Source organism: Cumulibacter soli (assembly GCF_004382795.1).
Taxonomy (GTDB): domain Bacteria; phylum Actinomycetota; class Actinomycetes; order Mycobacteriales; family Antricoccaceae; genus Cumulibacter; species Cumulibacter soli.
This window is the reverse complement of sequence record NZ_SMSG01000002.1, coordinates 141965-167445: the sequence shown is the minus strand read 5'-3', so window position 1 is coordinate 167445 and position 25481 is coordinate 141965. Positions and strand designations below refer to the sequence as shown.

Below are 25481 nucleotides of genomic sequence, written 5' to 3'. Positions count from 1 at the left end.
TACATAGGCGTACGCCGATGCTGCTCGCGCGAAGGGTAGCGTGTCCAAGGTTGACGCGCGGCAGGATGGAACGAACATGGTCGACTGGCTTCGGTACGGCATCATCGCGGTGGCGGTGTTGTTGGCGATCGTGGCGTACGTGGATTTTCGTTCATCGACACCGCCGCGCCGACCGGCACAGGTGCTGCTGGTCCTCACCGCGCTCGCCGTGGTGGCGCAAGCAGTGGTGTCCGGGGTGCAGTTGGCGCGTGGACACACCACTAACGAGCTCGCGACCTTCATCGGCTATGGGATCACCAACGCCTTGCTGATGCCGGCGGCCGCCTACGTCGCCCGGGTCGAACGTTCTAAATGGAGCGCGGTGGCACTGCTCGTCGCGGCGCTGACGGTCGCCGTACTCGAGGTCAGGATGTACCAGCTGTGGACCCGATAAATAAGCCCGACCGGGGTGCCGAACCTGTGGCGGCCGATGTCGGCGGCAGCGATGTCGTCGGTGGCGATGTCGATGCGGCGGCCGGGACGCGCCCTCCAGCGCGATCGAGGCGTTCGGTTGGTCCGGGGCGCATCCTCGTGCTGGTGTACGGGATCTTCGCGGTCGCGGCCGGGGCCCGCGCCGGGGTGCAGATCGTGATGAAGTTCGATGAAGCACCCGTTGCGTACACGCTCTCGGCGGTAGCCGCGCTGATTTATCTGGCGAACGCGTACTTCTTGAGCCGTGAGTCGCGTTCGTCGTGGCGCGCGGCCTGGGCGATGTGCATCGTTGAATTAGTGGGCGTGGTCGTCGTCGGCGCGGCGAGCTACATCGTGCCGGAGGAATTCCCGGACGCGACCGTGTGGTCGCATTTCGGCAGCGGCTACGGCATGATCCCGCTCGTACTACCGATCCTCGGGCTCCTCTGGCTGCGCCGGACCCGCCCTCGGTAACTGACTGGGCAAGCGCACCGTTCGCGGGCGTCTACTCGGGCGCGTAGCGCTCGGATCAGCCGAACACCTCGTACCGGGTACCGTCCGGCTCGCCCGATGCGACCAATAGCCCGCCGGGAATGGCAAGTAGCAAGGATGGGGCCGAATCCGTCGCTACCACTGCGGCCAGCGAGCCATCGAGCGGAACAGCCACCACGGCGCTCGTCCCATCGAGGTCAGTGCACGTTCCGATGATCGCCTCGTACGTCGACGTAGCGGCGACATAATCGTCCCCGCACAACGTGTTCGGGTACGCGATGGTCGCCGCACTGTCAGGACCCAGGATCGACATCGACTCGCCATCGGTCGACGGGACGGCCAGCAGGGCACCGGTGTCGCGCGGATACGCAGAGGAAGGCAGTTCGAGTACAACGTGCCCGGAGGCCGCGCTCAGGACAGCGACCTGAGCGGGCTGACCGGCCAATTCGAGCCGGCTAGTGATCACCGAGTCGTCTGCACCTGCCGTGAGTAGCCCGATGGCCGCAGTGTTCTGCGGCGCCTCGACGGTGTGTTGCCAACGGAACGTGCCGTCCTCGTCGGCCACGGTGATCACCCGGGCAGAATCTGAGCAACTTACTGCCTGTACGGAGGCGTCATTTATCGCAGCCGCTCGCTGCGATACCCAGGTGCATCCCTGCGGTGGGAGGGCCTCCCACCTGATCTCGCCCGAGGTCAGGTCAATGCCGACCAGCGCCGTCGAATCGGATCCGGTGCCTAGTTCTGCCATGGGCAACACGAGTTTCGTCGCGGTCACCGACATCAGATCGGCGTCCACGTACCGGCTCGCGATCAGGTCAGCGGTGCGCTCGCCAGTCATCGCATCCAGCACGACCAGCCGGTGCACCGGCGAGACCTGTGTGCCGCCCGGTGCGAAACTCACGATGACGTGCGCACCGTCCGCGCTCGCGGCGATCGAGCGGGGGTGCGCGCCGTCCAATGCGTACTGCCATCGCACCTCACCCGTGGCGCCGTCCACCGCGAGGACTCGCTGCGATGGCGCCTGTGGATAGTCAGCGATCGTCACGAATCCAGCACCCGCGGCAACCACCTGGTCCTCGCGGGGGCCGATGCTCGATCCGGAATCGGTGGTCTGCGCGGTCCACAGTGACGATGCGGGGACGCCAGGGATATGTGCGATCTCGGCGCGTGGCGCAGTGTTCGAGACTTCAGTCTGGTATTTCCACACGGGACCGAATAGAACGCCGATGCCCGTCAGGAGCGATGCGCCCGCCACGATAACTGCCAGGGGACCGGCAGATCTTTCGGACAAGCGCGCAAGTCCGGATGGTCGCGTTCGCGCGGACGAACGTGTGAGACTCCATGTTGTCGTCCCCGTCGCCACCAGCGCGCACACCGTGAGCGAACCGAACGCTTCACCAGGAGTGCCGGTGCGAAAACCGTTAACGGCGAACCACCCGCACGCCGCCAGCACCGCAACGCCGAGGCCCAGGGCGGCGATGCGGCTCGCCCGCGTGCCGGGCAGGAGCAGGAGCAGGATGGCGAGCGCCGGAACGATGACCCACCCGGGACCGAACCACGTGGCCGCGGCGTCAGTATCGAGCAGAAACGCCAACGCGATCGCAGCAACACACGCCCCAATGCCTAGCGCCGTACCCACCGACATCGTTGAGAACATCGTCTGCGCGCGTGCAAGCACAGCCGTATCGCCTCCGAATTTCATGAATGTGGTGGGTACGGCGTCGTAACGTCGAGGATGGTTCCCAAGATCGGCCTGGTAAGGCTGGGGAGAGCATCGTTCGAGAGGCAGCGTATGAGCAATGAATCCCCAAGTCCGGTCGTGAGCCTCCGGGGCGTTGCGGTAGCCGGGCTTGCGCGGCCTGTCTCATTCGACCTCGGAGCGGGTGAATGCCTCGCTGTGGTTGATGCAGATACCGAGTGCCGTACGGCGCTGCTGCACGCCATCGCCCACCCCGCTGCGGTTCCGGAAGGCACCGTGCGGGCGCCGGTTGCCGCGGCCGTATGGCATCGAGACGACCTTATCGATACCGCCGCGGTGCGCGACTCGATGATGCGCGAACTCGCGCAACACCGCTCGATGAGGACTCCGCACGCCGTGCTGGAGGAGATCGGACTCGCGCACCGCATAGATCACGAGCCCTGGGCGATGTCGCAGGGTGAGCGCCGTCAAATAGCGATCGCGACCGCGTTCGCCGGGGATGCATCCTTGGTCGTCCTCGACGAGCCCGAGCGCGGACTGGACTCGAGGGCCATGAGGTGGCTCAGTAGGACGATCTCGAGTGCGCTCGAGAGCGGTCGGGTGGTCGTTCTGGCGACGTTCAACGACCTGCTCGCGGACGCATGCGCCGATTTCGTTGTCGACGACCTGGACAGCCTGGGCCTCGAGAGGTAAGAAATGGAACGGTATCGACTCGGCGACGTCGATGTTCTATGGATAAAAACCTACAAGTCGATGGTTCATTGCTCGACCGACTTCAGCCCGCCGCCGGGGTATTGGTGCTCACCGCCAGTGCGGTTCCGTGGATTTCACGCGCGGGCGAGTACTACGTCGCCACCGGACTAGGGACCGACCCGAGCTACGAAAGCATCGAGCTAGCCCAGAGCCCATCGCTGTGGGGACTCTTCGGAGCGGTCAATGTGAGGGTTGTCGGCGCGCTCGCCATCGGTGTAGCCGTCATCCTTGCGTTCGCGATCACCGCGATTCTGGTTCGCCGCCGGCCTGCGGTGATCTTGAGCCTCGCCCTTGCGTGTGCGTTCGCGACATCAATGGTGATGCTCGCCACCGACAGCGGATACTCGATAGCGTCGGGGTTGTACCTGACGCTAGGTGCCGCATTGGCGACTGTCGCTGCGGCGATCCGACAGCTGGTTCGGCCCGCCAGAAACTAAAAGCCCGACGACGCATCGCAGCGCGGTCGGGCATCAAGAAAATTGCGCCCCCGGCAGGATTCGAACCTGCGCTCCCGCCTCCGGAGGGCGGTGCTCTATCCCCTGAGCTACGGGGGCAACACAACCTGACCATCGTAACAAGGTCCGCGTAGTGACGAGGGCTCGGGCTAGGTGGAAGGCCAGGACGGCCGGGTCCACACGCGGCGCGTGACTCTCCTAGAATTGCCCGGTGACCCCCGAAGAGCTTTCCGCTGTGATCCAGGCCGCACTGCGCTCGCTAGTCGAGCGCGGCGACCTCACCGTCGACGTACCGGACGACATCGTCGTGCAGCGACCGCGTCAGTCCGGGCACGGCGATTTCGCGACCAACGTCGCTATGCGTCTGGCGAAGCCGGCGGGCAAGCCGCCGCGTGATGTGGCGGAGTTGATTGCCGCCGAACTCCAGCGGCACGAGGCAATCGCGGGCGTAGAGGTGGCCGGGCCGGGCTTCCTGAACATCACGCTGAGTTCGGCGAGCCTCGGCGCGCTCGCGGGCGCCATCATCGCCGCCGGCGAGGCATACGGGCGCAACGAAACGATGTCGGGGAAGCGGATCAACCTCGAATTCGTGTCGGCGAACCCCACCGGTCCAGTCACGCTCGCTTCGGCGCGGTGGGCGGCGGTGGGGGATGCGTTGGTGCGCATCATGCGCGCCTGTGGTGCGGACGTCGCTTCGGAGTACTACTTCAACGACGCCGGATCCCAGATCGATCGATTCGCCGCGTCCGTCTACGCCTCCGCGCGAGGCGCGCAGATCCCCGAGGACGGCTATCACGGCGCGTACATCGCCGATGTCGCCGCGCATGTACGTGATGAAGTGCCCGGCGTCCTGGACCAACCCGAAGAGGCGGCCCTCGAAACCTTCCGCACGGTTGGCATCCAGCGAATGTTCGCCGACATCCGCCAGGCGTTGTCGGCCTTCGGTGTGGAGTTCGATCGATTCTTCAACGAGCGCGAACTGCACGATGATGGCGACGTGAACGGCGCGATCGACAAACTGCGCGAACTCGGGCACATCTATGAGCAGGACGACGCCGTGTGGCTGCGCACCACAACGTTCGGTGACGACAAGGACCGTGTGCTGATCCGTGGCGGCGGAGCCCCGACGTACTTCGCCGCAGACGTTGCCTATTACGCGAACAAGCGTTCGCGAGGCTTTGAGAAGGCGATGCTTATTCTCGGGGCCGACCACCACGGCTATATCGGCCGCATGCGGGCGATGGCGGCCGCCCTCGGCGACGATCCAGACGAGAATCTAGAAATTCTGATTGGCCAGATGGTCACGCTCAGCCGCGACGGCGAGACGGTCAAGATGAGCAAACGCGCCGGGAACGTCGTAACGCTCGATGATCTAGTCGCCGCCGTTGGCAACGATGCCGGACGCTACGTGATGGCCCGATCCTCGATGGATTCCACCATGGACATCGATCTAGGCCTGTGGGAACGCAAGACCTCCGACAACCCGGTCTTCTACGTGCAATACGCGCACGCCCGGCTTTCCTCGCTGCAACGCAACGCGGCCGACCTGGGCATCGCCCGCGGCGAGTCGTACGACGCCTCCGTATTGAGCCACGAGAAGGAGGTCGCATTACTGACCACCCTCGCCGGCTACCCGCGGATCGTGGCTGGAGCGGGCGAGTTGCGGGAAGTTCATCGCATCGCGCGATACGCCGAGACCCTCGCAGCGGCGTACCACAAGTTCTACGATTCCTGTCGCGTGTTACCAGCTAGCGGTGAGGAGCCCGACGAGGTGACCACCGCACGGCTTTGGTTATGCGAGGCCACGCGCGTCGTACTCGCGAACGCGCTCGGCCTGCTGGGTGTCTCGGCCCCGCAGCAGATGTAGGAGACTGTTACTCATGCACGCACACCCCGCTGGTCCGCTGCACGGCGGACTGCAGGTTCCGGACGGTCTCCCGCCGCGACCCGAGGACGTCAACGCAATCGATGCGCAGGTCTGGCCGGCCGGTGCGCACCGTCGAGACGGCGTACTTGTCCTAGGTGGTGCTGGCGTCACCGATCTCGCAGCGCAGTACGGCACCCCGGCGTACTTCTTGGATGAGGCCGACTTTCGCGGTCGTAGTCGCGATTATCAGGCGTCATTCGCGGGGATGGATGTCTTCTATGCGGGCAAATCCTTCCTCAGCTCTCAGGTTGTCCGTTGGCTCGACGAAGACGGACTCGGTCTGGATGTCGCCTCTGGCGGCGAACTGGAGCTCGCGCTACGCAGCGGGTTTCCGCCGGCACGGATCGCGCTGCACGGAAACAACAAGTCCGTAGCTGAACTCATACGCGCCGTCGAGGCCGGGGTCGGCCGCATCATCGTGGACTCGCTCGATGAGATCGCCCGCCTCGCGCCGATCGCGGCCGAGCGCGGCATCGTGCAGCCCGTTCAAGTACGGGTCACTGTTGGCGTTGAGGCCCATACGCACGAGTTCATTGCCACCGCGCACGAGGATCAGAAATTTGGGTTCTCGATCTCCGGTGGTGCCGCGTCCCGCGCGGTCGCCGCCGTGCTCGCCGAATCATCGCTGAGCCTCATCGGATTGCACAGTCATATCGGATCTCAGATCTTCGATATGTCAGGGTTCGGAGTAGCCGCGCGGCGAGTTGTCGAACTGCTCGCCGAGATTCGTGACACCCATGGAATCGAACTCCAGGAGATCGACCTTGGTGGCGGACTGGGCATCGCCTACACCGCCGACGACGACCCGCTGCGTCCTCAGGACGTCGCCGAGTCGCTGCGTGGCATCGTCGAGGCCGAATGTGCCGCGGCCGCGTTAAGCAGCACGCCGCGGATCAGTGTCGAGCCAGGGCGCGCGATCTCCGGACCGCCGACAATCACCCTCTACGAGGTTGGCACGGTCAAGCCGGTGCAACTGGACAAGGGCACACGTCTGTACGTGAGCGTTGACGGTGGAATGAGCGACAACATTCGCACCGCGTTGTACGACGCGCAATACACCTGCGTACTGGCCAACCGGCTATCCGAGGTACCTGCAGTAGCGGCGCGGATCGTCGGTAAGCACTGTGAGAGCGGCGACATTGTGGTGCGTGACCTCTGGCTACCCGGTGACGTTCAGCCCGGCGACCTGCTCGCGGTCGCGGCGACCGGCGCGTACTGCCGCGCGATGGCCAGTAATTACAACCTGCTCACAAAACCCCCGGTGGTCGCTGTCAAGGATGGTGTCGGCACCGTCCTGATGCGTCGTGAGACGCTCGAGGACATATTTTCTCTCGATGTCGGGCTGCAGCCGGATCATTCCTCGAAGGAGGCGCAATGAGTACGCCGATCAAGGTAGCCCTGTTGGGCTGCGGCACAGTCGGTAGCGAGGTCGTGCGCCTCATCACCGAACAGTCCGATGACCTGACGGCGCGCATTGGTGCCCCGCTGCAGATCGTAGGCATCGCGGTACGCCGCCCCGAGCGGCACCCGGATGTCTCACCCGAACTACTCACCACGGATGTCGACGCGTTGCTGGCAAAGGACATCGACGTCGTCGTGGAAGTCATCGGCGGTATCGAACCGGTCAAATCCTGGCTGCTGCGCGCGTTGGGCGCAGGCGTCAGCGTGGTGAGCGCGAATAAGGCACTGGTGGCCGAGGCCGGCGACGAACTCCAGGCCGCTGCGGCGGCAGGCGGAGCCGATCTCTACTACGAAGCGGCCGTGGCTGGAGCGATCCCGATTCTGCGTCCGCTGAGCGAATCGTTGACCGGTGACCGCATCACCCAGGTGATGGGCATCGTGAATGGCACGACCAACTACATCCTGTCGAGGATGGACGAGGCCGGTTCGAGTTTCAGCGAAGCACTTTCCGAGGCTACCGATCTCGGCTATGCAGAGGCGGATCCGACGGCGGATGTCGATGGCTTCGACGCCGCATCCAAGGCCGCGATCCTCGCAGGAATAGCGTTCCACTCGCCCGTGGTCGCCGCCGACGTCTACCGCGAAGGCATTTCGGCGGTCACCGCAGCGGACGTCGCCAGCGCCCGCGAGATGGATTGCACGATCAAACTCCTCGCGATCTGTGAACGCGTACCGGACGAGGGCGGCGAGGCCATATCGGTTCGTGTCTATCCGGCGATGCTGCCGCGCTCGCACCCGCTGGCCAGCGTCGGCGACGCGTTCAATGCCGTGTACGTCGAAGCCGAGGCGGCCGGGCCGCTGATGTTCTACGGCAAGGGGGCTGGCGGTGCACCGACCGCCTCTGCGGTGCTCGGTGATGTGGTTGCGGTCGCGCGGAACAAGGTCGCGCGCTCCAACGGCGCGCAGCTGGCTCGGTACGCCGGGCTGCCGGTGCGCCCGATGGGCAAGACCCCGACGCGCTACCACGTGAGTCTGGACGTTGCCGACCGCGCTGGTGTGCTGGCCGCCGTGGCCAGTGAGTTCGCAGCCAACGGCGTGTCCATCTCCACCGTTCGACAAGAAGGCCGCGGTGAGGACGCTCAACTCGTGATCGTCACCCACATTGCCCCGGACGAAGCGCTGGCCGCCACTGTAGAGAAATTGCGAGCATCGGACTTGGTGCGCGACGTACTCAGCGTCATGCGCGTCGAAGGAAAGGACTCCTAGTCACCATGGCCACCCCGACCTGGCGCGGACTCATCGAGGAGTACCGCGAATGGCTTCCCGTCGACGACGACACGCCCGTTGTCACGCTTCTCGAGGGCGGTACGCCGCTAGTGCCGGCGCCCGCACTATCCGAGCGCACTGGGTGCGACGTGTACCTGAAAGTCGAGGGCGCGAACCCGACCGGCTCCTTCAAGGACCGCGGGATGACGATGGCGATGAGCAAGGCCAAGCAGTCCGGGGCGCAGGCCGTGATCTGCGCATCGACCGGCAACACCAGCGCGTCTGCTGCGGCGTACGCCGCCCGCGGCGGGCTGACCTGCGCGGTCCTGGTGCCGGCCGGCAAGATCGCGATGGGCAAGATGGCGCAGGCCGTCATGCACGGCGCGCGGTTGCTGGAGGTCGACGGCAACTTCGACGACTGCCTGAACCTGGCAGAAAAGCTCACTCAGGACTACCCGGTGGCGCTCGTGAACTCGATCAACCCCGACCGGATCGAGGGCCAGAAGACGGCCTCGTTCGAGATCGTCGACAACCTGGGCGACGCGCCCGATATCCACTGCCTGCCGGTGGGTAACGCGGGCAACATCACGGCGTACTGGAAGGGGTACACCGAGTACGCGGCGGCGGGGCGCAGCACGAAGACGCCGCGCATGTTCGGCTTCCAAGCCGCCGGTTCGGCGCCGCTTGTGCTGGGTCATGTCGTGGAGAACCCGGAGACGATCGCGACCGCGATCCGCATCGGTAATCCGGCGTCCTGGGCTAAAGCGATCGACGCGCGCGACGCCAGCGGGGGACAAATCGACTCGGTCACCGACTCCGAGATACTCGACGCGTACCGCCTGCTGGCCAGCACCGACGCGGTTTTCGTCGAGCCTGCATCCGCGGCGAGCGTCGCGGGTCTGCTCAAGGCGCACGGCGAGGGCAAGATCGACTCCGGCCAGAGGATCGTGTGCACGGTAACCGGCAACGGACTGAAGGATCCGGATAACGCGCTAGCGAATGCGCCGACGCCGACCCGGATCAGCGTCGACGCCGCCCTCGCCGCGACGAAGCTCGGCCTCGGTTAGCGATGGTGGCAGGCAAGATCACTGCGCAGATCCCTGCGACCACGGCCAACCTCGGTCCGGGGTTTGACTGCATGGGCCTCGCGCTGAACATTCATGACACCGTGAGCGTCGAGGCCGCCTCCGGTGAGGGGGACGAGATTATCGTCACGGGTGTCGGCGCCGATACCCTGCCGCGCGATCGCACGCACATGGTGCTCGGCACGATGCGCGACCTGTTCGAAGCGCAGCGTTGGGATATTGGTCCGGTGCGGCTCACCTGCGAGAACCGGATCCCGCATGGGCAGGGCCTAGGATCCTCGGCGTCCGCGATCGTAGCCGGCCTGTTCGTGGGCAAGGCGTACGCCGCCGAAGCCGGATACGACGTGAGCACTGCGGACCTGCTGCAGATCGGCAGCGACATCGATGGGCACCCCGACAACGTCGCCCCGTGCCTTAACGGCGGGTTGAACGTGTCCTGGGAGGATGACGGTGTCTGGGGGGTCGCGCACCTCGATCCGCATCCAGAGATCCACGCTATATTAGCGATCCCGAGCGCCGTATTGTCTACCTCCGTGGCCCGCGGGCTGATCCCGCAGACCGTTTCGCACCGCGACGCCGTCCGCAATAGCGCACGCGCAGCGTTGTGCATTCACGCCTTTACCGCCGACCCGTCGCTGTTGTTGCCGGCTACCGCGGACTACCTGCATCAGGGGTACCGGGCGGCGGCTTACCAGGACAGTTATGACCTGATGCAGAGACTGCGTGCCGAAGGTGTCGCTGCGGCCATCTCCGGGGCGGGTCCGGCGGTGGTCATGTTCACCACCGAAGACGTGTCCGAGCGGCTCGCCGCGGCTGTGGCCGCGTCGCCGGTGCACTTCGAGATTGTCGATGCGGGAATTGATTTGCGCGGCGCTCGGTTGATTTAGGGTGACGACACACACGATTCGTGTGGGCGCTGTACTTGCTTGCGGATTATGTGCCGTCTACCCTTAGAAATGTCAGTCGTTCGGCACCCGTTGTGGGCCGACGCATAGCGGTATCGAAGTGGAAAGCCGCGGAGTTCTTTGTTCGCCTCGCTGCATGTGCAACTTCGGCCCGTAAAGACAGTGCGAGCAAAGACAGCGCTAGTACACGCAAGTGCCAGCCTGTGACCATCGGTCCTCGCACGATTCCACGCAAACGGTCTGACACTGCATCCGCGAGCGACGTGTTCGCGGTAGCCAAACTGGTCCATTCGTTGCGATGAGCAGCGAAGACCATCCTGGGAAGGATCCCCATTGACTGACACCACTGATCAGGTGGATGCTGTCGCGAATGAGTCGGCTGCGCCGGCCAAGCGCGCGCGGCGTGGCACTGGCCTATCGGGCATGGTCCTGGCCGAATTGCAGCAGGTTGCTGCTGGGCTGGGCATCTCCGGGACCAGCAAGATGCGCAAAGGCGACTTGATCGCCGCCATCAAGGAGCGTCAGGGCTCCGACGCTCCCGCTGCTGCGGCAGCGAAGTCCTCGTCGCCTCGGAAGAAGGCGGCGCCCGCGAAGTCGGCGAAGACCGACGCGCCCGCCACTGACGTGGCCGCGACGAGCAGCGAACCCGCTGCGCAGAATCAGCCGGTCGCTACCGGCGACTCGAACAACGCGCCGGCGAAGTCCGACGTCAGCGCCAAAGCATCTTCGGATGCGTCCGCGACGTCCGAGAGTGGCGCAGAGCGCGGTGGATCGCGTCGGCGCGAGCAGGCGCAGGCCGAGACGCTGCCGCTAGAGACCACCCGTTCCGAGCGGGAGCCGAGCGGTGCCGCGCCATCCTCCGACGGCGACTCGTCGTCCGAGGCCCAAGGCAACTCGGCGGGTCGCAACGACAATCGTCAGCGCAACAACCGCAATGACAACAACCGCAGTGACAACAACCGCAATGACAACAACCGCAACGACAATCAGCGCAATGGTAACGACCGCGGCGACAACCGCAATGATGGCCAGCGCAACGATTCTCAGCGCGGCGGTAACGATGACCAGCGCGAGAGCGGCGGCCGCGACGACAACCAGCAGCGCGGCAATCGCAATAACGATCGTGGTTCGAACAACCGCGACAACGACAATCAGCGCAACGACAACCAGCGCAACAATCGCAATAGCCGCAATAACGACCGGTTCGATGATGATGACGACAATGGCGGTGGCCGCGGACGTCGTCGTCGGCGCGGGCGCGATCGGTTCCGCGACAACAACGGCAACAACCGTGGCGGGCGCAATCGCGGCAACGATCGGTACGACGAACCGCAGATCAACGAGGATGACGTCCTCGTGCCGATCGCGGGAATCCTCGACGTACTGGACAACTACGCGTTCGTGCGTACCTCCGGTTACCTGACCGGTGCGAACGACGTGTACGTGTCGCTGTCGCAGGTGCGTCGTTACTCGCTGCGGCGCGGCGATGCGATCACCGGCGCAGTGAAGGCACCACGCGAAGGGGAGCGCCGTGAGAAGTACAACGCGCTCGTTCGCCTGGACACCGTCAACGGGTTGGACGTCGAGGCGGCTAAGTCGCGCCCCGAATTCACCAAGCTCACCCCGCTGTACCCGCAGAAGCGGCTGCGTCTGGAAACCCAGCCCAATATCTTGACCACTCGAATTATCGATCTGGTAATGCCGATCGGTAAGGGGCAGCGCGCGCTCATCGCCTCGCCGCCGAAGGCCGGTAAGACCTCGGTGTTGCAGGCGATCGCGAACGCGATCACGACGAACAACCCTGAGTGCCACCTCATGGTCGTCCTGGTCGACGAACGTCCCGAAGAGGTCACCGACATGCAGCGCTCGGTGAAGGGCGAGGTCATTGCCTCGACCTTCGACCGTCCGCCGACAGATCACACCACGGTCGCCGAACTGTCGATCGAACGCGCGAAGCGTCTGGTCGAACTCGGTCACGACGTCGTGGTCCTGCTGGACTCGATCACCCGTCTCGGTCGCGCCTACAACCTGGCGGCGCCGACCAGCGGACGCATCCTGTCCGGTGGTGTCGACTCGACCGCGCTGTATCCGCCCAAACGGTTCCTGGGTGCCGCGCGCAATATCGAGAACGGCGGCTCGCTGACCATTATCGCCACCGCCCTCGTTGAGACCGGCTCGATGATGGACAGCGTGATCTACGAAGAGTTCAAGGGCACCGGTAATGCCGAACTCAAGCTTGATCGCAAGATCGCCGACAAGCGGGTATTCCCGGCCGTGGACGTTGACGCCTCGGGCACCCGTAAGGAAGAGATCCTGCTTTCGCGTGAGGAACTCGCGATCATCATCAAACTGCGACGGGTACTGCACGCCCTGGACCCGATCGAAGCGATCGACTTGCTGATCTCACGGATGAAGAAGACGCAGAACAACGCGGAATTCCTCATGCAGATCGCCAAGAACACCCCAGGCGCGGACGACGACTGATCCGCTCGGAATAGATCACATCCCTTGAGCGTTCTGCCGACGCAAGGGATCTGGCATACTAGATCAGTTCTCACATCGGTACCGGTTCACGCCGCTACGCGGCGACCCGGCGACCACAGCAGAAAGTAGACATCGTGCGCAAGGATATTCACCCCGAGTACGTCGAGACGCAGGTCACCTGCTCGTGCGGCAACTCGTTCACCACTCGTAGCACCGTCACCAGCGGCTCCATCAGCGCTGAAGTGTGCTCCAACTGCCACCCGTTCTACACGGGCAAGCAGAAGATCCTCGACTCCGGTGGCCGCGTGGCCCGCTTCGAGAAGCGGTTCGGCAAGCGCGAGCGTGGAGCCAAGGCTGGCGCTTAGCTTTTTGATGACGACGCCCGGTGGGACTTCGGTCCCCATCGGGCGTCGTTTGTCATTGAGCACCCACCCTCGCCACCTCACCCCAAAGGACAGATCATGAGCGCAGAAGGCCTCGACACTCTTAGCGGACTGATCGCCGAGCACGCCGACGTCCAGGAGCAACTATCGGACCCGGCAGTGCATTCCGACCAGGTCAAGGCCCGCGAACTCGGTAAGCGCTTCGCGCAGTTGGGCCCGATCGTCGCCGCGGCGCGACAATTGGAGCAGACCCGCGAGGACCTCACCGCCGCGCGCGAACTGGCTGAGGAGGATGCGGCGTTCGCCGAGGAAGCCACCGCTCTCGCGGAGTCGATCGCTGAGCAGGAACAGAAACTGCGCACCATGCTGTTGCCGCGTGATCCCAACGATGACAAGGACATCATCATGGAGATCAAGGCGGGTGAGGGCGGTGAAGAATCAGCGCTGTTCGCCGGTGATCTGTTGCGGATGTACCAGCGGTACGCCGAACGTAACCGCTGGAAGTTCGAGATGATCGACTCGACCCTGTCCGACCTCGGCGGCTACAAGGACGTCTCTATCGCGATCAAAATGCGCGGCCAGGCTGAGGATGGCGCGGGTATCTGGCAGCGACTGAAGCATGAAGGCGGCGTACACCGTGTGCAGCGGGTGCCGGTTACCGAATCTCAGGGTCGTATCCATACCTCGGCCGCCGGTGTCCTGGTGTACCCGGAAGCTGAAGAAGTCGACATCGAGATCAACCAGAACGACCTGCGCATTGACGTCTACCGATCCTCGGGACCTGGTGGTCAGAGCGTGAACACCACCGACTCCGCGGTGCGGATTACGCACGAGCCCACCGGAATCGTGGTGTCGTGTCAGAACGAGAAGTCGCAGCTTCAGAACAAGGAATCCGCGATGCGTATCCTGCGCGCTCGATTGCTGGCGGACGCTCAAGAAAAGGCGAACGCCGAGGCCTCGGACATGCGTAAGAACCAGGTTCGTACCGTCGACCGCTCCGAGCGGGTGCGTACCTATAACTTCCCGGAGAACCGCATTTCCGATCACCGCAGCGGTTTCAAGGCGTACAACCTTGACGTGGTGCTGGACGGCGAACTGGATCCCGTCGTCGATTCATTGATCGAGATGGAGACCGCCGAGCTACTGAAGGGCGCCGCGCAGTAGTGATCACCGCGGGCCCGGTGCACCGGGTGCGTTCAGCGGGAATGACGGCGTTGCGTGCAGCGGGCATCGCTGCGGCCGAGCACGACGCGACCGAACTGCTGGCGCACGTGCTGGGACGTCCGCGTGGGATGTTGCCGTTGGCGCCGGGGGTGGATGCTCAGCAGGCATCGCGATACGCCGATCTGATCGCACGTCGCGGCGCCCGTGAACCGCTGCAGCATCTGACGGGTACGGCGGGCTTTTACGGGCTGGAACTACACGTCGGACCGGGAGGCTTCATCCCGCGCCCGGAGACAGAAATGCTCGTTGAGACCGCGTTGGCGGCGACCGAGGTCATCGCCGAGCCGACCGTTATTGACCTGTGCGCCGGCACCGGAGCAATCGCGATCGCGATCGCCGTGGCGCGCCCGACGGCGCAGGTCATCGCCCTCGAGCGGTCAGCTGATGCCGTCGGTTGGCTGCGCCGCAACGTCGAGCAATTCGCTCCGAAGGTGCAAGTCGTGCACGATGACGTGCTGCGGGCCGAACTGAGAACCGGTGCCGCGGACCTGGTGACCTGCAATCCGCCGTACGTGCCGGCGTCGACGGGTATCGATCAGGAGGTCCGGCACGACCCAAGCGAGGCAGTATTCGCCGGAGCCGATGGACTTGACCTGATCCGCCCGCTCGTCGCGCGGATCGCGGACCTGTTGCGTCCGGGCGGGGTGACAGTTCTGGAGCACGATGCATCGCACCAAAACGCAGTCCTCGAGTTGTTCGCCGCCAGCGGCCGGTACGACGCGATTACGCCGCTGCGCGATCTGGCCGGCCGGCCGCGATTCGTCCGCGCCACCCTTCAGCGCTGAGCCGCCTAAACCACCGCCGATTCTGACGTCCGTCAGCAGACTCTGCAAGAATGCGGCAGATCACCTTGTCGAGCCGCGAAGGGGCCTGGCGCATGAGCGTGCCTGCTAGTTACATCGATCTTTCCGAGACCGTCCGCTACGGGGTCGTCGACGGTATCGCCGTCGTGGTCCTCGCCAACCCGCCGGTGAACGGCCTGTCCAACCACATGCGGATCGGTATGGATGCCGGAATCCGTAAGGGTATGGATGATCCGGCCGTGAAGGCGATCGTGCTCACCGGCGATCCGGCCGGTAAGGGCTTCTGCGGCGGTGCCGACCTGCGTCAGCTCAACACGGCGGCCGGACGCGAAGGTCCGAGCATTCACGACATGTTCGACTACATCGCCAGCGCGCCGAAGGCTGTTGTCGCTGCTATTCATGGGTTCGCTCTCGGCGGTGGTCTGGAGACGGCGCTCGGCTGCCATTTCCGGATCGCCGAGAAGAACGCGAACTTGGGTCTGCCGGAGGCGAACCTGGGGCTGTTGCCCGGCGGCGGCGGAACGCAGCGGTTGCCGCGACTGATCGGTGCCGTCCCGGCGATGGACATGATGCTGACCGCTGCTCCGGTCAACGGTGAGCGCGGCGCCGAACTCGGCATCGTCGAGGCCTCGTTCACCGGCGATCCTATCGAGGCCGGCGTGGCGTGGGCGCTGCAGAATGCCGTCGGCGTCAGCGATCTGCCGGTCGTCGCCAATAATCCGGTGCCAGATGCTGACAGTGTCGACCTCGCCGCTGCGCACGCTGCGATTCGCCCGAACGCGCGTAACGGACGTGCGCAGCACGCCATCATCAACTGTGTCGAAGGCGCGATCAACGCGACGACGTTCGCCGATGGCATGGCGGTCGAACAGCGCGAATTCCGTGAGTTGGTGGCCAGCCCGGAAGCGGCTGCGCTGCAATACCAATTCTTCGCGGAAAAGGAAGCGGCGAAGGTTATCGGCCTGTCGAAAGAGACCGCGCTGCGGCCGGTGAACTCGCTCGCGGTGATCGGTGCCGGAACGATGGGCGGCGGTATCGCGATGGTGTTCGCCAATGCCGGCATTCCCGTCACGCTGATTGAACAGGGCGCCGAACAGCTCGAACGCGGTGTGTCGATCATCAAGGGCAATTACGAAGCCACCGCCGCCAAGGGACGCCTCAGTGCCGAGCAGGTCGCCACCCGTGTCGGTTTGATCACCCCGACGCTGGAGCTCGAGGCAGCCAAGGACGCCGATCTGATCATCGAGGCCGTGTTCGAGGACCTCGAGGTCAAGAAGGAATTGTTCACCAAACTCGATGCGATCGCGAAGCCGGGCGCGATCCTGGCGACCAACACCTCGCGACTGGACATTGATCAGATCGCGGCCGTCACGTCGCGCCCGCAGGATGTCATCGGCCTGCACTTCTTCAGCCCGGCCAACGTAATGAAGCTCCTGGAGGTCGTGCGCGCCGACAAGACGGCGGATGACGTGATCGCGACGTCGATGAAGCTCGCGCAGAAGGTCGGCAAGATCGCCGTTCTCGCGCGTATCTGCGACGGATTCATCGGCAACCGGATGCTGTCGCCGTACGTGCGCGAAGCACACTTCCTGCTCGAGGAAGGCGCTTCGCCGCAGCAGTTGGACGGCGCGCTGCAGGCCTTTGGTTTGGCAATGGGGCCGATCGCGATGGGTGACCTGGCAGGTCTGGACGTCGCGGCCGCCGGTCGTCGGCGCCAGCGCGAACTGCTGCCGTCGGGAGTTCGATTCTCGAAGGTCGCCGACATCGTGGTCGACGCCGGACGGCTCGGCCAGAAGACCGGCGCGGGTTTCTACAAGTACGAGGCCGGCAACCGCAAGCCGATCCCGGATCCAGAAGTCGAGCAGATCATCGAAAAGTGTGCGGCCGACGCCGGTATCACTCGGCGAGCGATCACCGATGAAGAGATCGTGGAACGCGAAATGCTGGCACTGGTGAACGAGGGAGCGAAGCTACTTGATGAAGGTATCGCTCAGCGCGCCTCGGACATCGACGTCATCTACACCAACGGTTACGGATTCCCGGCCTACCGCGGCGGTCCGATGCACTGGGCTTCGCAGCAGGGGCTGGACGTGGTGCTGGAGAAGATCAAGAAGCTTCGCGAGGTGCATGGCGAGTACTTCTGGACGCCGGCGCCATTGATCGAACGCCTCGTCGCCGAAGGTAAGACCACCTTCTAACGGTGTTCGCTCGTGCCCTTGTCGGGTCGTCGGCCGCGTGGGATCAGCCGGCGACCCGAATCCGGGGGCAGCTGAAGCAGAGGCTCATACCCTCGATCGTGTAGAGCAGGCAGCACCCGTGTCGTCGCCGGATCGGCCCGGCCGGGGACGACACGAGCTGCTCGCCGCTCAGTAGTTGGGCGCTGGCATCGTCGCAACTCGCGGCGGTGTCGGCGTCGTCGAAACTCGCCAAGGTGCTGGCCATGCGGTGCTCGTCGCCGTTCGCTCCGGTGCAGATTGCGCCGGTCGCCATATCGGTCACGCAGGCCCAAAACGCTCGTGCCCCGGCGCGCAGATGCTCGTGCATCGGCTCCTGCAGCGGTGCGAGTAACGCGGCAAGATGGTGCCGCGCCTCGGCGTACGCGAGCGCACGCTCGGCCTGATTTGTCGCGACCGTAGTCATCACGGCGTCCTCAGCGAGTTGGACGCCGAAGAACATATCGCGCGGCAGCTCCATCGCCAGGCCGTCGTCGCTGCAGCGCAGGCTGACGCCGTGCGCGCTGATGAGGCCCACGCTCAGGACGGCGTGAATCCAGCTGACATCCTGCAGCAGCCACAGCGCCGCGACATGTCGAGCGGCCGTGGGGCCGAACTGTTCCTGCTGCAGGTCCGCGTACGCATCGACCGCGCTCGCGAGCGCTCCTGGATCCTCGACGAGCTGTGCAAGGGTGGTGCCGCGCAGCGCGGATCTCCCCGCAACGGTACGAAGTTCCACGCCGTCCCCGGCGAATCCGGCAGAACGAAGCAGGGCAGTTACATCGGCCATGCCCCGATCATGGCACGATCACTAGTCGTGACCGATTTCGAGATCCTTGATGCCACCGAGCACGATTCCGAGGCGTACGAACATGCAGTCGAGCAGGCGGCCAGGACGCTGAGTGACGGTCGGCTGATCGTGCTGCCAACCGACACTGTCTACGGCATCGCCGCGGACGCATTCAATGCGCCGGCGGTCGGCGCGTTGCTGGCGGCGAAGGGACGCGGCCGCGATTACCCTGTGCCGGTGCTGGTCGCCGATCAGGCAGTGCTGCACGGCTTGGTGACCGTCGCGCCTGAGGCGGCGGTGAAACTCACCGAGCGGTTCTGGCCGGGCGCACTCACGGTGATCGTGACGTATTCGCCGGCCCTCGCCTGGGATCTGGGAGAGACCGGCGGCACGGTCGGCATCCGGATGCCCGACAGCCAGGTCGCGCGCGACATTCTGGCGCGGACCGGTCCATTGGCGGTGTCCAGCGCGAACCAGCACGGGCGGCCGCCCGCGGCATCGGTCGAGGAGGCCACCCGCCAACTCGGCTCATCGGTCCAGGTGTACGTCGACGCGGGGCACACCGGAGGACGGCCGGCCTCCACGATTGTCGATTGCACGGTGACGCCACCGCGGATCGTTCGTGAGGGTGGAATCTCGCGAGAGGACATCCGCACCGTCGTGCCCGATATCGCTTGAGCGGGCCCTCGGCGCGTAGGCTGATCGGGTTGACCCCGTACGAAAGAGAGGGCAACGGCCCGCCGTGCGCGAGTACCTCCTAGTCCTGAGCGTCGCCGCGATCGTGACGTACCTTGCCACGCCGATCGTTCGTTGGTGCTCGGTCCGCTGGGGTGCGATGCCGCCAGTTCGCGACCGGGATGTGCACAGCATTCCGATCCCGCGGCTCGGGGGAGTGGGGCTCTACCTCGGTATGTGCGCCGGGGTATTCATCGCATCCAGGTTGCCGGGCCTGCGACACACGTTCATGTACTCCTCGGAGACCACCGCGGTGCTCGTGGCCGGGGGAATCATTTGTCTTATCGGCGCGCTCGACGACAGGTTTGACCTCGACCCGCTGACGAAACTCGCCGGCCAACTCGTCGCGGCCGGCGTCCTAGTGCTGTTGGGCGTGCAGCTGGCCTTCATCTTCATCCCAGGCGGCGAGCTCGGCACCATCTCGCTCGACCCGAACACGTCATTCCTACTGACCACCGTGCTGGTCGTAGCGACCGTTAATGCGATGAACTTCATCGACGGGCTCGACGGGTTGCTGACCGGGGTCGCGATCATCACCGCCACCGGGTTCTTCGTCTACAGCTATTTCCTCGGCAAACAGGGATATGGCGACGCGTTCAGTGCTCCTGCGTTGATGACTGCCGTCCTCGCCGGAGCGTGTTTGGGGTTCCTGCCGCACAACTTCAACCCGGCGCGGATCTTCCTGGGCGACTCCGGTTCCATGCTCATCGGTCTCGTACTGGCCGCGGCCGCAATATCGACCACTGCGCGTACCGATACCCAAAGCTTCGACACTCTCGGCAACGCCGTACCGCTGATCATGCCCATCCTGATGCCGCTCGCCGTGCTGGCCATACCGCTGCTCGACATGCTGCTGGCGGTGATACGACGCACCCGCAAGGGACTCAATCCGTTCTCAACTCCAGATAAAATGCACCTACATCACCGCTTGCTAGAAATTGGTCACACCCAGAGGCGAGCAGTGATCATCATGTACGTCTGGACCGCTCTGCTCACGTTCGTGGGTGTCGGCAGCGCGATCTTCGACACGCGCTGGGTACTGCTGATCTCGGCAGTTCTCGCGGTGGCGGCGGTGGTCCTGATGCTCATGCCGCGCGTACGCCGCCGTATTGATGGCGGAGCGCCGCACGTGCATCGGACCTCGAGGATGAGCGAGCGGAAGAAATGAAACTGCTACCGGATATGCAGATTCCCGATGAACCGGTGCGCCCGGACGCGCCATGGACGCTCGGGCACCTGCGCCCGGCGCTGCTGGCCACCGCGGCGCTCGCGGTCGTCGGTGCGGTGATCGCAGGCGCGTTTTTCGACAGCGCGGCGCTGTGGGGCGTCATCCTCGGTTTTGTGATCGTCGCGGCATTCTTCGTGATTAGTTCGCTCGCCGTCGCATGGGCCGGCAAACGGGATGACCGGCTGACGTTACCGGCCGCGCTCGGGGCGTACCTGATCAAGTTGAGCGTGCTGGGCGTGGTGCTGATCAGCATGCCGATCGACGGCGCGATCGACGTGAAGGCGATGGCGATCGCCGTGGTCGTCGGCGTCCTGCTGTGGTCGGCGATGCAGGTGCTGTACGTCGTCCGTAAGCGCCAGTTCTACGTGGATTACCACCCACCGACCGACAAGGATTACGACCAGTGAGCGAGCCGAGTGAGGACCCTGGTGCGGCGTACGACCGTATGCGCGCGCAGGAAGAAGCACGGTCCCAGAAGCGCCAGATCCACCACCAGGGCGACACCCAGGGGTGGACCGCTACGGGCACGTTGCTGTCCGGAATCATCGTCTGGGGCCTGATCGGCTGGGGCCTGAGTTCCTGGACCGGCTGGCGCGGATTCTTAGCGATCGGCGTCCTCCTCGGCGCAGCCATGGGGGTGTACTTGGTGGTCAAGCAATCGGGTAACCCGCCACCGCTGATGGACATCTCCAAGAAGCAGGACGGCGGGCTGCTCGCACGTCGTAAAACCAACGATGACGGCGGTCCCGGTTCTATTCCGGAAACCGACGAACGTCACACCTGATTTGACCGACCCCGCTGTGTCGAATGCAGGTTCACCTGATCTACACTTCACAGAGCCGCCACCGCCTAAGCACGGTGGTTTTGTTACGAACGCACATCTTCAATCGGTGAGAGGAGACCGCATTGATCGCCGCGGTCCTGGCGCAACAGCCGTACCCGGGTTTTGAGGCTCCCGATCCGGCCCACGAATTCAATCCGACACCGATCTGGGAGTTCACCCTCGCCGGTATCGAGTTCGCGATCACTCGTATCACGCTGATCAACTGGCTGGCCGTCATCGTCGTACTCGGCTTCTTCATCGCCGCGTCGCGCAAGCCGAAGGTAGTCCCCGGGAAGCTGCAGTTCGCCGGTGAGTCGGTTTACGGGTTTGTCCGCGGCAGTATCGCGCGCGACGTGATCGGGCCAGAGGGCATCAAGTTCGCGCCGTATCTGGCCACGTTCTTCGTATTCGTGTTCGCGAACAACGTCATGGGCATCATCCCGTTCGCGCAGGTCGCGCCGACGGCTAAGTTCGCGATCCCGCTGTTCTTGGCCATCATCGTCTACGTCTGGTACATCGGCCTGGGCATCATGCGCCAGGGCTTCTTTACCTACTTCAAGAACCTGGTGTACATCCCCGGCGTGCCGTGGCCATTGCACTTCATGCTGATCCCGATCGAGATCTTCCAGAAGCTGCTTTCGCGGCCGTTCACGCTGGCCGTCCGTCTGTTCGCGAATATGTTCGCCGGACACCTCCTGCTGGTCGTCTTTGCCCTCGGTGGCATCTACATGGCCAGCCAGCCGCACCTCACGCTGAAGTTGCTCTCGCCGTTCTCGTTCGCGCTGGCGATCGCAATGGCGTTCTTCGAACTATTGGTCCAGTTCCTCCAGGCATATGTCTTCACCCTGCTGGCAGCTACTTACCTGCAGGAGTCGGTCAGCGACGGCCACTAGGCCGCTCGTTGACGCCGCAGTCCGTAATTCATCCCAACAAGCGTTTGAGTGACAGGCACTTGAACACCCTAGAAGGAGACCCACATGGTTGACGTCCTTGCCGAAGTTACTGGCAACCTGGGCGCCGTTGCGTACGGCCTGGCCGCCATTGGCCCGGGTATCGGTGTAGGCATCGTATTCGCCGCTTACATCCAGGCGACTGCTCGCCAGCCCGAGTCCGCGAGCCTGACCCGCACCTACCTGTTCATGGGCTTCGCGCTCTCTGAAGCGCTGGCTCTGATCGGCTTCGTCGTTCCCTTCATCTTCAGCTAGTCAATCGTTTCAGGACTGATTGACCAAGAGGCCCCGCCGGTTGCGGCCGTCGGGCTAGGAGATGGGACGTACTATGACGTACATTGCCGCTGCATCGAGCAACCCGCTGCTCCCGCCGGTAGGCGAGATCATCGTCGGGTTGATCGCATTCGTGATCCTCGCCTTCGTCTTGATCAAGTTCGTGTGGCCGGCCTTCGAGAAGGCCTACGCCACCCGCGCCGAGGCAATCGAAGGTGGAATCGCCCGTGCCGAGGCCGCGCAGCGCGAGGCCAAGGTAGCGCTCGACAAGTACAACGCTCAGTTGGCCGGTGCTCGTGAAGAGGCTGCGCAGATCCGCGAGGACGCACGCGCCGAAGCACAGCGCATTCGTGAGGACATGCAGGCGCAGGCGCAGGCTGAGTCCGATCGCATCGTCGCCCGCGGTGACGAGCAGCTCCAGGCGCAGCGCAGCCAGGTCGTGCAGGAGCTGCGCCAGCAGGTCGGCACGATGTCTGTTCAGCTCGCGAGCCGTATCGTCGGCGAATCGCTGCAGGACGACGCACGTACTGCAGCCACGGTCGAACGCTTCCTCGGTGAACTGGACAAGGTTGCCGACGAGCAGACGGCGGCGCCGGTCACTACGTCGCTCAACGAGCAGGGGGAGTAGAGCCAGTGCTTCCGGCATTGATGCAGGCAACCAGCCGCGAGTCGCTGCACGGGCTGCGCACGCAGCTCGATCAGTCGGCCGCGACCCTCGAGGCGCAGGGCGCGCAGGCACTATCTGGTGAGTTGGCGCAGGTATCAGACCTGCTCGCTAGCGAACCGGGGCTTCGCCGCGCGCTCTCCGACTCATCTGCCCAGGCGTCGAGCCGTGAGCAGTTGGCCACTCGGCTGTTCGGCGGCCAGGTCAGCGATTCCGCTCTCGAGCTCGTGAAGAAGGCATCGACCCAGGCATGGTCAAAGCCCGGCGACCTCGTCGACGCGCTCACCGACCTGTCTCACCAAGCGGCCTTCATCAGCGCCGAGAAGTCCGGCTCGTTCGCGACTGTCGAAGAGGAACTGTTCCGCTTCGGTCGCGCGCTCGATGCCAACGGTGAGCTGGAGCAGACGCTGTCCGACGCGAGCGCTCCGCTCGCTCAGCGGCAGCAGTTGCTCGGTGCGCTGGTTAAGGATGCGAACCCGATCACCACCGGATTGCTGCGCAGTGTGCTGAGCAATCCTCGTGCGGCCTCGACGTACAACTCGGTGCAAGGTCTGGTGGAGGACGCCGCGGGTCGCCGCCGGCGTTCGGTCGCCGTCGTGACCTCTCCGGTCGCACTCACCGACGAGCAGGAGCGGCGGCTGACCTCCGCGCTCTCGCGCATCTACGGTCGCGAGGTTTCGGTCTCGATCGATGTCGACCCCACGGTTCTCGGCGGCCTGCGTGTGCAGGTCGGCGACGACGTGATCGACGGTTCGATCGCAGGACGCCTCGACGACATCCAGCGCCGATTCGCTGGCTAGTAATCTTCGAAACAACGAGAGCAGGGACAAGAAACCATGGCGGAGTTGACGATCTCGTCAGACGAGATCCGTAGCGCCCTTGACAGCTATGTCTCGTCGTACACGACCGACGTCTCACGCGAGGAAGTCGGCACCGTCGTCGAGACGATGGACGGAATCGCGCAGGTCGAGGGTCTACCCTCGGCGATGACCAACGAGCTCCTTGAGTTCCCCGGCGGCATCCTCGGTGTCGCGTTGAACCTCGAGGCGCGCACCATCGGTGCGGTCATCCTGGGTGATTACGACCAGATTGAGCAGGGCCAGCAGGTCAAGCGGACCGGCCGTGTGCTGTCGGTGCCGGTCGGCGACGGCTTCCTCGGACGGGTCGTTGACCCGCTGGGTAAGGCGATCGACGGTCTGGGCGACATCGTTTCCACTGAGGAGCGCGCCCTTGAGCTGCAGGCGGCCAGCGTCGTTGAGCGCCAGCCCGTCAAGCAGCCGCTGCAGACCGGTATCAAGGCCATCGACGCCATGACGCCGATCGGTCGCGGTCAGCGTCAGCTGATCATTGGTGACCGTAAGACCGGTAAGACCGCGGTCTGCATCGACACGATCATCAACCAGAAGGCAGCCTGGGAGACCGGCGATCCGAACGAGCAGGTGCGCTGCATCTACGTCGCGATTGGCCAGAAGGGCTCGACCATCTCCAGCGTCCGCACGGCTCTGGAAGAGGCTGGCGCGATGGAGTACACCACGATCGTAGCCGCTCCGGCGTCCGATTCTGCGGGCTTCAAGTGGCTGGCCCCGTACACCGGTTCGGCCATCGGCCAGCACTGGATGTACCAGGGCAAGCACGTTCTGATCATCTTTGATGACCTGACCAAGCAGGCCGAGGCGTACCGCGCTATTTCGCTGCTGCTGCGTCGTCCGCCGGGCCGCGAGGCGTACCCCGGTGACGTCTTCTACTTGCACTCGCGTCTGCTCGAGCGCTGCGCGAAGCTCTCCGATGAGCTCGGCGGCGGTTCGATGACCGGCCTGCCGATCATCGAGACCAAGGCGAACGACGTGTCGGCGTACATTCCGACCAACGTCATTTCGATCACCGACGGTCAGTGCTTCCTGCAGTCCGACCTCTTCAACAACGGTGTCCGCCCGGCTATCAACGTCGGTATCTCGGTCTCCCGCGTTGGTACGTCCGCTCAGGTCAAGGCCATGAAGGACGTCGCTGGTTCGCTGCGTCTGGACCTCTCGCAGTTCCGTGAGCTCGAGGCGTTCTCCGCGTTCGCTTCCGACTTGGACGCCGCGTCGAAGGCCACCCTGGACCGCGGCGCTCGACTGGTCGAGATCCTCAAGCAGGGCCAGTACTCGCCGTTCGCGGTCGAGGAGCAGGTCGTCTCGATCTACCTCGGCACCAAGGGACACCTGGACATCGTTCCGATCGAGGATGTGCGTCGCTTTGAAGGTGAGTTCCTGGAGTTCGCCCGTCACCAGCACCCGTCGATCATGAACTCGATCGCCGAGTCGAAGAAGCTGTCGGACGAGGCCACCGCCGAACTCGAGGCTGCGGTCGTCGAGTTCCAGAAGCGCTTCACCACCTCCAGCGGCGAGCAGCTGCTGAACGAGGCGCCGGCGCAGGCGATGGACGCCGGATCGGTCGGCCAGGAAAAGGTCACCGTCTACAAGGCAAAGAAGTAGGCGA

At 64.5% G+C, this 25481-nt stretch carries 25 protein-coding genes and 1 tRNA gene; 23 read left to right on the top strand and 3 right to left on the bottom strand.

Annotation, left to right across the window (positions count from 1 at the left end):
- Positions 1-76 precede the first annotated feature (76 nt).
- Positions 77-433, top strand: coding sequence for a hypothetical protein (locus tag E1H16_RS04600; protein ID WP_134322528.1), 357 nt, complete (start codon positions 77-79; stop codon positions 431-433).
- Positions 421-924 (top strand): hypothetical protein, encoded by a 504-nt coding sequence (locus E1H16_RS04595; protein WP_243837665.1) that lies wholly within the window; start codon positions 421-423, stop codon positions 922-924. Before E1H16_RS04600 ends, E1H16_RS04595 begins: the two co-directional genes overlap by 13 nt.
- 55 nt (positions 925-979) lie before the next feature.
- Here E1H16_RS04595 and E1H16_RS04590 read toward each other — a convergent pair whose 3' ends face one another.
- Positions 980-2644, bottom strand: coding sequence for an outer membrane protein assembly factor BamB family protein (locus E1H16_RS04590; RefSeq protein WP_134322527.1), 1665 nt, complete (start codon positions 2642-2644; stop codon positions 980-982).
- 117 nt (positions 2645-2761) lie between these two features.
- Here E1H16_RS04590 and E1H16_RS04585 point away from each other — a divergent pair, with 117 nt between their 5' ends.
- Both E1H16_RS04585 and E1H16_RS04580 read left to right on the top strand, forming a co-directional pair.
- Entirely contained in the window at positions 2762-3334 is a 573-nt protein-coding gene (locus E1H16_RS04585; protein WP_166741619.1) for an ABC transporter ATP-binding protein, read from the top strand.
- 38 nt (positions 3335-3372) lie between these two features.
- Positions 3373-3831 carry a hypothetical protein gene (locus E1H16_RS04580; RefSeq protein ID WP_134322525.1) on the top strand — a complete coding sequence of 153 codons (459 nt, stop codon included), beginning with the start codon at positions 3373-3375 and terminating at the stop codon, positions 3829-3831.
- 45 nt (positions 3832-3876) lie between these two features.
- Here E1H16_RS04580 and E1H16_RS04575 read toward each other — a convergent pair.
- Positions 3877-3948, bottom strand: a tRNA-Arg gene (locus tag E1H16_RS04575).
- 112 nt (positions 3949-4060) lie between these two features.
- Between E1H16_RS04575 and argS the strand changes: the two genes are divergently transcribed.
- From argS to E1H16_RS04525, 10 genes are all read left to right on the top strand, one after another.
- Positions 4061-5716 carry an arginine--tRNA ligase gene (gene argS, locus E1H16_RS04570; RefSeq protein ID WP_134322524.1) on the top strand — a complete coding sequence of 552 codons (1656 nt, stop codon included), beginning with the start codon at positions 4061-4063 and terminating at the stop codon, positions 5714-5716.
- A 13-nt stretch (positions 5717-5729) separates the two neighbouring features.
- A complete protein-coding gene (lysA, locus tag E1H16_RS04565; RefSeq protein ID WP_134322523.1) occupies positions 5730-7154 on the top strand; it encodes a diaminopimelate decarboxylase in 1425 nt (474 codons plus the stop codon).
- Positions 7151-8443, top strand: coding sequence for a homoserine dehydrogenase (locus E1H16_RS04560; protein WP_134322522.1), 1293 nt, complete (start codon positions 7151-7153; stop codon positions 8441-8443). The genes lysA and E1H16_RS04560 overlap by 4 nt, the downstream gene beginning before the upstream one ends.
- A gap of 5 nt (positions 8444-8448) precedes the next feature.
- A complete protein-coding gene (thrC, locus tag E1H16_RS04555; protein WP_134322521.1) occupies positions 8449-9510 on the top strand; it encodes a threonine synthase in 1062 nt (353 codons plus the stop codon).
- A 2-nt stretch (positions 9511-9512) separates the two neighbouring features.
- Positions 9513-10415, top strand: a complete 903-nt coding sequence (thrB, locus tag E1H16_RS04550; RefSeq protein WP_134322520.1) for a homoserine kinase — start codon at positions 9513-9515, stop codon at positions 10413-10415.
- Between the two features lie 351 nt (positions 10416-10766).
- Positions 10767-12917 (top strand): transcription termination factor Rho, encoded by a 2151-nt coding sequence (gene rho, locus E1H16_RS04545; RefSeq protein ID WP_134322519.1) that lies wholly within the window; start codon positions 10767-10769, stop codon positions 12915-12917.
- A 134-nt stretch (positions 12918-13051) separates the two neighbouring features.
- Positions 13052-13282, top strand: a complete 231-nt coding sequence (gene rpmE, locus E1H16_RS04540; RefSeq protein ID WP_134322518.1) for a 50S ribosomal protein L31 — start codon at positions 13052-13054, stop codon at positions 13280-13282.
- 96 nt (positions 13283-13378) lie between these two features.
- A complete protein-coding gene (prfA, locus tag E1H16_RS04535; protein ID WP_134322517.1) occupies positions 13379-14464 on the top strand; it encodes a peptide chain release factor 1 in 1086 nt (361 codons plus the stop codon).
- The gene (gene prmC / locus E1H16_RS04530; protein WP_208378854.1) at positions 14464-15309 is read left to right on the top strand and encodes a peptide chain release factor N(5)-glutamine methyltransferase; all 846 of its coding nucleotides are present in this window, start codon (positions 14464-14466) and stop codon (positions 15307-15309) included. Before prfA ends, prmC begins: the two co-directional genes overlap by 1 nt.
- 92 nt (positions 15310-15401) lie before the next feature.
- Entirely contained in the window at positions 15402-17525 is a 2124-nt protein-coding gene (locus E1H16_RS04525) for a 3-hydroxyacyl-CoA dehydrogenase NAD-binding domain-containing protein (protein ID WP_134322516.1), read from the top strand.
- A 43-nt stretch (positions 17526-17568) separates the two neighbouring features.
- Here the strand turns inward: E1H16_RS04525 and E1H16_RS04520 are convergent, their stop codons facing one another.
- On the bottom strand, positions 17569-18330 hold the full coding sequence (locus E1H16_RS04520) for a (2Fe-2S)-binding protein (protein ID WP_134322515.1): 762 nt from the start codon (positions 18328-18330) through the stop codon (positions 17569-17571).
- Between the two features lie 9 nt (positions 18331-18339).
- Between E1H16_RS04520 and E1H16_RS04515 the strand changes: the two genes are divergently transcribed.
- The 9 genes from E1H16_RS04515 to atpA all read left to right on the top strand — a co-directional run bounded on the left by E1H16_RS04515 (position 18340) and on the right by atpA (position 25477).
- Positions 18340-19008: an L-threonylcarbamoyladenylate synthase gene (locus tag E1H16_RS04515; RefSeq protein WP_134322514.1), complete on the top strand. Its 669-nt coding sequence runs from the start codon at positions 18340-18342 to the stop codon at positions 19006-19008.
- 64 nt (positions 19009-19072) lie between these two features.
- Positions 19073-20233, top strand: a complete 1161-nt coding sequence (locus E1H16_RS04510) for an MraY family glycosyltransferase (RefSeq protein WP_134322513.1) — start codon at positions 19073-19075, stop codon at positions 20231-20233.
- A complete protein-coding gene (locus tag E1H16_RS04505) occupies positions 20230-20700 on the top strand; it encodes a Cg1360 family ATP-synthase-associated protein (protein WP_134322512.1) in 471 nt (156 codons plus the stop codon). Before E1H16_RS04510 ends, E1H16_RS04505 begins: the two co-directional genes overlap by 4 nt.
- A complete protein-coding gene (locus E1H16_RS04500) occupies positions 20697-21077 on the top strand; it encodes an AtpZ/AtpI family protein (protein ID WP_134322511.1) in 381 nt (126 codons plus the stop codon). The genes E1H16_RS04505 and E1H16_RS04500 overlap by 4 nt, the downstream gene beginning before the upstream one ends.
- Before the next feature lie 122 nt (positions 21078-21199).
- Positions 21200-22009 (top strand): F0F1 ATP synthase subunit A, encoded by an 810-nt coding sequence (gene atpB, locus E1H16_RS04495; RefSeq protein WP_208378853.1) that lies wholly within the window; start codon positions 21200-21202, stop codon positions 22007-22009.
- Positions 22010-22093: 84 nt separating this feature from the next.
- Entirely contained in the window at positions 22094-22321 is a 228-nt protein-coding gene (atpE, locus tag E1H16_RS04490) for an ATP synthase F0 subunit C (protein ID WP_134322510.1), read from the top strand.
- A gap of 73 nt (positions 22322-22394) precedes the next feature.
- Positions 22395-22967 (top strand): F0F1 ATP synthase subunit B, encoded by a 573-nt coding sequence (locus tag E1H16_RS04485; protein ID WP_134322509.1) that lies wholly within the window; start codon positions 22395-22397, stop codon positions 22965-22967.
- A gap of 5 nt (positions 22968-22972) precedes the next feature.
- On the top strand, positions 22973-23803 hold the full coding sequence (locus tag E1H16_RS04480; RefSeq protein WP_134322508.1) for a F0F1 ATP synthase subunit delta: 831 nt from the start codon (positions 22973-22975) through the stop codon (positions 23801-23803).
- Positions 23804-23839: 36 nt separating this feature from the next.
- Positions 23840-25477: a F0F1 ATP synthase subunit alpha gene (atpA, locus tag E1H16_RS04475; RefSeq protein WP_134322507.1), complete on the top strand. Its 1638-nt coding sequence runs from the start codon at positions 23840-23842 to the stop codon at positions 25475-25477.
- Positions 25478-25481: the final 4 nt, after the last annotated feature.